Annotated in this window: 2 protein-coding genes; both read right to left on the bottom strand. The window is 44.2% G+C overall.

Going from position 1 to position 608, the window contains the following annotated elements; all coding sequences use genetic code 11:
- On the bottom strand, positions 1 to 322 hold a 322-nt coding region (locus GQS57_RS18520), incomplete at its 3' end, for an FAD-dependent monooxygenase (protein WP_165734444.1).
- Between the two features lie 39 nt (positions 323 to 361).
- On the bottom strand, positions 362 to 608 hold a 247-nt coding region (locus tag GQS57_RS18525; protein WP_165734445.1), incomplete at its 5' end, for a M24 family metallopeptidase.

Here is a 608-nt window from a genome sequence, read left to right on the forward strand (position 1 = left end):
GCCCTAGTTCCGGCAAGTTGGTTTTACGTGCATTGAAGTCGATATAGCCTTCACCTAATCCATCCCAAACGACCATATTGTTATAGACAGCAAGTCTTTCTTTGGGGATTTTCTGCCACGCGCCAGCAGACTCTAACAATGCTTTAGATTGACAGGAAATGGCACTAACACGCGCATCATAACTCGGGGGTGTCGACAATACATAGTCGCCACTGTGCTTATCAACAAGCGCAATCCGTAATGACGAATCTGCCAGCAACAATGCCGCTAAAGACCCCACCATACCGGCACCCACTATGATCAAATCGTATTGCTTTGCCATTCACTTATCCCCAACCACTAACCTTAGGTTAAACAATTTTTAATGATTTTGAGCCATAAAAGCTTCAATTTCATCAATTTCTCTTGGCAGGCCATGGGTTAAAATATAAGGGCCATCGTTGCGAATTAAAACATCATCCTCAATACGAATACCAATACCACGCCACTTCTCATCGACCGATTCATTATCTAGAGACACGTATAAACCAGGCTCTATGGTTAACACCATGCCTGATTCAAGCGGACGAGACTCTCCATTCACTCGATATGTCCCACAATCGTGAACG

Origin of the sequence: Polaribacter sp. 20A6 (assembly GCF_011378915.1) — a bacterium.
Taxonomy (GTDB): domain Bacteria; phylum Bacteroidota; class Bacteroidia; order Flavobacteriales; family Flavobacteriaceae; genus Polaribacter; species Polaribacter sejongensis.